Raw genomic sequence first — 5,177 nt, 5'->3', positions numbered from 1 at the left:
GCGCCAGATCGGCCGCGCGGTCCCGCGCCAGCCGGGCGCTCTGCCGCTGCGCGTCCAGCAGGGCGTCGAAATCGGCGGCGAGACCCTGCAACTCGGAGGGCAGCGCCCGGCCCAGGCGATCGCGCCGGCCTTCCCGCAGGTCGCGCAGCGCGCGCCGCGCCCGCTCGATCGGCCAGAGCGCGATGGCGCCTTGAAGGGCGAAGGCCGCCAGCAGCGCAGCCGCGATGCCGCCCAGCGCCGGCAGCAGGTCCAGCACGAAGGCGCGGTTCGCCGCCTCGAGCAGCTTGCGGTCCACGGCCACGGCGACGCGGTAGCTCGCCGGGGTCCCCACGGCATCCTCGATCCGCCGCTCCAGCACGATCATCTTCGTGCCCTCCGGACCCTGGATGATGTGGCGATGCAGCTCGCCCGGGCGGAGCGCGTCGAGCTCCAGCGGGAATTCCCATCCGGCCAGCGAGGGCGAGCGGAGGATCGCGCCCGTCGCGTCGTTGCGCACCTGCCAGTAGAGGCCCGACAGCGGCTCCTGGAAGCGCGGGTCGGGAAGCGGCTGCACGCGCAGCGTCGCCGTCCCGTCCTCCAGCACCAGGCTGCGGGCCAGGTAGCGGAGGTCGGCATCGAGCTCGGCCAGCATCTCGCGCTCGACATGGCGCTCGAAAAGGCCCTGGACCGCCGCGCCGACGGCACCGACGGCCAGCATCGCCGTCGCCAGGGCGACGATCGCGAAGCGCGCCCGGAGCGATCGCGTCACGGCGCCTCGCCGATCACGTAGCCATGGCCGCGGCGGGTGCGGATCGCAGCCGGCCCGATCTTCCGGCGCAGCCGCGCCACCAGCGCCTCCACCGCATTGTCTCCGCGGTCGGCCTCGTCCGCATAGAGATGCTCGGTCAGCTCCGTCTGATGCACGGCGCGGTCCGGATGATGCATCAGGTAGGCGAGCAGCCGGAACTCGAGCGGCGTCAGCTCCACCGGCTCTCCGCCGCGCGTCAGCCGGCGCGCCCGGAGATCGAGCGCGAGGTTGCCGACCCGCAGCGTGTTGGCGGCCCGCCCGGCGGAGCGGCGCAGCACCGCGCGCAGCCGCGCGAGCAGCTCTTCCATGGCGAAGGGCTTGACGAGGTAGTCGTCGGCGCCGGCGTCGATGGCCTCGACACGGGTGGTCCAGGCGCCGCGCGCCGAGAGCACCAGGATCGGGAAGGTCACGCCCTCTGCCCGCCACCGGCGAATCAGGGAGAGGCCGTCGATCCGCGGCAGGCCAAGGTCGAGGATGGCCGCGTCGAAGGGCTCCACCCCGCCGCGCAGCCATGCGGTGTCGCCGTCCGCCGCGTGTTCCGCGGCGAAGCCGGCACCTCCGAGCGCTCGCAGGAGGTCCGCCGCGATCCCCGCCTCGTCCTCCACGACCAGCACCCGCATCGCGCCTACCCAACCGCCATGGACGAAGCGCCTATCCGATGGCCGCTGACGCCACGCTGACAGCGCGTGTCAGCGACCCGGGGCAGCGCGCCGCTACTCCGCCAAGCATGGCGGAGGTTCCCATGAAGATCGGCACGCGCATCGAGGCAAGTCCATGCCAGCTCTGCGGCGGGACGGAGCGACAGGTTCTCGCCACGCGCGGCCGCGGCCTGGAGCCGTTGACCACCGTGGTCTGTCGCGGCTGCGGCCTGGTCAGTCACCACCCTCTGCCCGATCCGGCCGAGGTCGCGGCCTTCTACGCCACGCGCTACCGCGTCGCCTACAAGGGCGGGTGGGAGCCGAAGCGCAAGCACGCCTTGCGCGCGCTGCGCGGCGCCATCGCGCGCGCCGACCGGCTCGCGCCGCTGCTGCGGCCCGGTGCGCGCGTGCTGGATGTCGGGGCCTCCTCCGGCGAATTCACCTATGTCATGCAGCGGGCCGGCTTCGCGGCACGCGGCATCGAGCCGAACCTCGGCTATGCCGACTTCGCACGCCGGACCTATGGCGTTGCGGTGGAGACCGGCGGCCTCGACGACGCCGGGATCGCGCCGGCCAGCCTCGACCTCGTCACGCTCAATCATGTGCTGGAGCATCTCGCCGATCCCTGGGCCGCGTTGCGCCAGCTCGGGTCATGGCTTGCGCCGGACGGGCTGATCTTCATCGAGGTGCCGAACCTGGCGGGCGTGCGGAAGCAGGCGACGAACACATTCCACGCCGCGCACATCTGGAATTTCACTCCGGAAACGCTGGCGCTGCTCGCTTGGCAGGCGGGGTTCGCGGCGCTCACGCCGGGGGATCTGGCCGGCACCTCGATGGTGCTTCGCCGGCGCCGAGCGGGGGATCGCCCGCCGACGGGGGCGGGCACGGCGCTGGCGGAACGCCTGGCCCGGCAGGTCGCGACCAAGGGTCGCGCGCTCGACTATCTCCTGTCCGGCGCGCCGGTCACGCGACGCGTGGCCCGGCTGCGGCGGAACATCGAAGAGCAGGTGGTCTGCGCGCGCCACGCGACGGTCCGCGACATGGCCGATGCGATCCTGAAGGCCGCCTGGCCTGGGCGGGCGCGCCAAGGGCGGCTGTCCTGGTCGGACGCGGCGGCCTGAGGTTGGGGGATGGGGTTCGGGGGATGTTGCGCTCACCCCCACCCGCCTCGCTGCGCTCGGCACCCTCCCCCGCAGGCGGGAGAGGGTTTCGGGCGCCCTCCCCCCGCAACGGGAGAGGGCTTGAGGGTCAGAAGATGCGGGAGACGTCCTGACCCAGCGCCATCGCGCCCGCGTAGCGCGCCTGCGGGCCCGACTGCAGCGGGTGGTAGCGGGCGCCCTGGATGTCGCGGAACAGGCGCTCCAGGCCCGTCGCGCGATGGAAGCCGGCGCCGCCGGCCAGTTCCAGCGCCAGCTCCACCGTGCGGATCGCATGCTCGGTCACCAGCGCCTTGCCGGTCATAGCGTCGTTGATCGCCTCGGCCGAGGGCGCGTTGCGGTCGGTGACGGCCAGCATCCACTCATGCCCGAGCCGCGCGGCGCGCAGCGCCGTGTCCATCCGGCCGGCGAGCTGCAGCATGTCCTCGGTCGGCGGGCGGCGCTTCGCGACCTCCACCGCGATGTCGCGCGCATGCTCGGCGACGCCGAGATAGACCGCATAGACCAGCGAGAAGGCGATCGGGGCCAGGATGTGGAACAGCGGATGCCACTGGCCCGCCGGGCGCTTCAGCGCGACGGCGGCGTCGGGGATGAACAGCCCCTCGATCGCCACGTCGTGCGAGCCCGTGCCGCGCATGCCGAGCGCGCGCCAGGTGTCGAGCACCTTCACCTCGGGCGCCTTCATGTTCACGCCGAAATGCAGCACGTGGCGCGCGCCGTCCTCCTCCAGCACCGCCGCCGTCATCATCAGGTCGCCGACCGGCGAGCCGGAGGAGAACACCTTGCGCGCGGTGATGCGGTAGCCGCCCTCAACGCGTTCCGCCTTCCCGGTGCCGGGGAGCCAGTCGGAGCCGCCGCTCGACAGCAGGATGATGCGCTCGGCCGCGATGCGCTTCAGCAGCGGCTCCATGGCGGCGAGCTTCTGGTGCCGCCAGCGCCAGGCGGGCACCGCGACCTGGTGGGTGTGCATCGAGAAGGCGAGTGCCGTGGAGCTGCAGCCCTGCGCCAGGATGCGCAGCATCTCCGCCAGCTCCCGGATGCTGGCGCCGCCGCCGCCGAACTCGGCCGGCACGCCGGCCTCGACCAGGCCCGCCTGCTTCAGCAGCGCGTAGTTGCCGGCGACGAAGCGGTCCTGCTCGTCGGCCTCGGCGGCGCCGGCGGCGAGGTGGGGGACGAGGTGGCGCGCGCGGTCGGCGATGGGACCCTCGGCCAGGAGGGGGGTGGCCAGGAGGGGCGCGGCGGTCACGGCGACGTTCATCGGCTTGCTCCCAGGCGTTGCGACGGGGGGAGCTTCACCGATCGGTGCGTCGGGCTTCCAGTTCAGGAAATGAACTGTCGGCGGCGTCCCGTGGGCTGCTACGGTCACAAGGCCGGGACGGAGACGACGTCCATGGAAGACCGTGGCAGCTACGGGCAGTTCTGCCCGGTGGCGATGGCGGCGGAGCTGATCTGCTCGCGCTGGACCGTGCTGGTGCTGCGCGAGATGCTGGCCGGCAGCACCCGCTTCAACGAGCTGCGCCGCGGCGTGCCGCGCATGTCGCCGGCGCTGCTGTCGAAGCGGCTGAAGGAGCTGGAGGCGGCCGGCATCGTCGCGGGCACGCCGAATGCGAAGGGTGTCACCGAGTACCGGCTGACGCCGGCGGGCGAGGAGCTGCGCCACGTGGTGTTCGGCATGGGCGTCTGGGGCCAGCGCTGGATCGAGAGCCAGGTCTCGCTGAAGAACCTCGATCCCACGCTGCTGATGTGGGACATGCGGCGGAACCTGAACCCGACGCCGCTGCCGCCGCGGCGCTGCACCATCCAGTTCCACTTCCCCGAACTGCCGGAGAGCCGGCGGAACCACTGGCTCGTGATCGACGCCGGCGAGGTGGATCTCTGCTGGGTGGATCCAGGCTACGAGGTGGACCTGACGGTCACCGGCGGGCTGCGCAGCATGACGGCGGTGTGGATGGGGCTGGCGGCGCTGCGGCAGGAGGTCGAGGGCGGGCGGCTCGAGCTGCTCGGCGACGTGCAGCTGGCGCGCAGCATGGAGGCGTGGCTCGGCTTCAGCGTCTTCGCGCGGGAGGCGCGGAAGGTGGCGTGAGGCGGTTCAGATCCTGAACCGCCGCGCCGGATCACGGCTGCGCGAGGATCAGGGACCGTCTTCCTCGATCTCCCAGCCCTCGGCCAGCAGGCGGGCGAGGACGGACTCGTGGCGGTCGTCGGGCCAGGATTCCAGCACCTCGTCCTCGCCGTCGAGCAGCTCGGTGCCGGTGGTGGTGGTGACGATGACGAGCGTGTCGAGCTCGCCCTTCATCAGGACGGTTTCGCGCATGGGATTGGTTCAGGCGGGGAGGTTGGGTGGAGTCGCGAACCCCCACCCCGACCAGCCGGCGTAAGCGGCGGCGAGGCCGCCGCTACTCTGGCGTCCGACGCCTTCGGCGTCGAACCCCCCGCCAGCCGGGGAGGGAGAGGGGAGGTCAGCGGCGGCGAAGGAAGGCGGGGGCGGCGCCGCCGTCGCGGAAATCGGCGTCACGCCAGCCGCGGTCCTTGCGGTCCGAGCCGGGCGAGGCCGGCTGCGGCGCGCTCGGGCGACGCAGCGGGGCGTCACCGCCG

6 protein-coding genes are annotated in these 5,177 nt (G+C 72.9%); 2 read left to right on the top strand and 4 right to left on the bottom strand.

Annotated elements, in window-relative coordinates:
* Together L2I40_RS18765 and L2I40_RS18760 are read right to left on the bottom strand one after the other, a co-directional pair.
* Nucleotides 1-748, bottom strand: a 748-nt coding sequence (locus tag L2I40_RS18765) for a hypothetical protein (RefSeq protein ID WP_456305752.1), incomplete at its 3' end; no start/stop codon positions are given.
* Nucleotides 745-1,407, bottom strand: a complete 663-nt coding sequence (locus tag L2I40_RS18760) for a response regulator transcription factor (RefSeq protein WP_237216711.1) — start codon at nucleotides 1,405-1,407, stop codon at nucleotides 745-747. The genes L2I40_RS18765 and L2I40_RS18760, both read right to left, overlap by 4 nt.
* A 122-nt stretch (nucleotides 1,408-1,529) precedes the next feature.
* Between L2I40_RS18760 and L2I40_RS18755 the strand changes: the two genes are divergently transcribed.
* A complete protein-coding gene (locus L2I40_RS18755; RefSeq protein WP_237216710.1) occupies nucleotides 1,530-2,546 on the top strand; it encodes a class I SAM-dependent methyltransferase in 1,017 nt (338 codons plus the stop codon).
* Between the two features lie 127 nt (nucleotides 2,547-2,673).
* Here L2I40_RS18755 and L2I40_RS18750 read toward each other — a convergent pair whose 3' ends face one another.
* A complete protein-coding gene (locus L2I40_RS18750) occupies nucleotides 2,674-3,840 on the bottom strand; it encodes an acyl-CoA dehydrogenase family protein (RefSeq protein WP_237216709.1) in 1,167 nt (388 codons plus the stop codon).
* Nucleotides 3,841-3,972: 132 nt separating this feature from the next.
* Between L2I40_RS18750 and L2I40_RS18745 the strand changes: the two genes are divergently transcribed.
* Nucleotides 3,973-4,665 (top strand): winged helix-turn-helix transcriptional regulator, encoded by a 693-nt coding sequence (locus L2I40_RS18745; protein WP_237216708.1) that lies wholly within the window; start codon nucleotides 3,973-3,975, stop codon nucleotides 4,663-4,665.
* Nucleotides 4,666-4,713: 48 nt separating this feature from the next.
* Here the strand turns inward: L2I40_RS18745 and L2I40_RS18740 are convergent, their stop codons facing one another.
* On the bottom strand, nucleotides 4,714-4,896 hold the full coding sequence (locus L2I40_RS18740; RefSeq protein WP_237216707.1) for a hypothetical protein: 183 nt from the start codon (nucleotides 4,894-4,896) through the stop codon (nucleotides 4,714-4,716).
* Nucleotides 4,897-5,177 lie beyond the last annotated feature (281 nt).

This window comes from Falsiroseomonas oryziterrae, from assembly GCF_021864505.1.
GTDB lineage: Bacteria > Pseudomonadota > Alphaproteobacteria > Acetobacterales > Acetobacteraceae > Falsiroseomonas > Falsiroseomonas oryziterrae.
The sequence above is the reverse complement of the archived record's forward strand: the minus strand, read 5'-3'. Positions and strand labels throughout refer to the sequence as shown.